We start from the raw sequence: 1,206 nt of genomic DNA, 5'->3' as shown, positions 1-1,206 counted from the left end.
TTATTATTTTCAATATTTGCTCTAAAATTAACACTATTCGTATCATTATTTTTAAAATTAATACTTCCCTTGATTATAGTTTCATTAATTTCTTTTTCTGTTCTAGCTCCCTCATAAGGCTTGGGTATATTTTTTACAGTTCCTAAAAGAAGCATTTCTAAACTCGCATTTGCATTTATCTCCTTATTTTCTCCTTTTATTTCTCCCCTTAAAAAACTAATATCTCCCATTATATTATATGATAAATAATAGCCTGGTTCATTTCCTAGTATTGATCCTAGTTCAATATTTCCTCTAGTCTTTACTTCAATAGGGTTTTGTTTTGTTAATACAATATCCTTAAAGCTATCATCTATTAAATACTTTATCTCTCCTGTATATATCCCTCTTATTCCTGCAGGAGTTGAATTCCTTATACTTATAGGTACATCTACATTACTTGAAATTATTATATTTTCATATGGTCTATATAAAAATGTAAATCTTGGTATAACTATATTATACATCTCATACATTGATTTTACTGATGAACTCTCTTCGGTAGCTATATAATCTAATTGATGTATATCTCTTTTTAGTTTTGTTTTCTTCTCCTTCTTTAATCTTTCATATTCTTTATCTACCAAATTCTTTTCTGTAGTCTGAGATGTTATTATAGCTTGATTATCCTTTCCTATAGGATTGTTATCTTTATCTCTTTTTGCTATATTCTTCCACTTTACTTCTTGTCCATCCTTATCTAAAATAGATTTTGGATCTATCCAACCATAATTTCCTATATGTCTTATCCCTAATAATATATTAAGTCTTTTACTCGCTGGTATGTTTAACCCTAAATATGTGTCTGTATTTAAACTAATCGTGTCATATTTGTATCTTTCTTTATTTCCATTATCTTTTCTTGATAAATCGTTTTGGGCTAATGTTAGGGATGATTTATTATTAAATTCTAATATACCTCTATACATAAGATCTAATCCAAAATGATTTGCTTTTTTTACATATTCATACTTATCTCCACTAGCTTCTATTTTATCATTTAGTAATAAAGATGTTCCTAGTTTATAGTTTCTTCCTTCATGTCCTACATCTAATTTTAACTTAATTGAGTGCTTAGTTTTGTTATTTGATAAATCTATCCCAGAAAAAGATTCTTTTAGTTTAGTTTCATATTCAATTACATTCCTATCCTTTTCACTTTGATGA

General features: G+C 26.9%; 1 pseudogene. It reads right to left on the bottom strand.

What is annotated here, in order from left to right:
- A pseudogene (locus tag BUE91_RS07185) lies at window positions 1-1,206 on the bottom strand (hypothetical protein); the annotation flags it as partial.

Source organism: Streptobacillus notomytis, from assembly GCF_001902585.1.
Taxonomy (GTDB): domain Bacteria; phylum Fusobacteriota; class Fusobacteriia; order Fusobacteriales; family Leptotrichiaceae; genus Streptobacillus; species Streptobacillus notomytis.
This window is presented reverse-complemented; position numbering and strand designations above follow the sequence as displayed.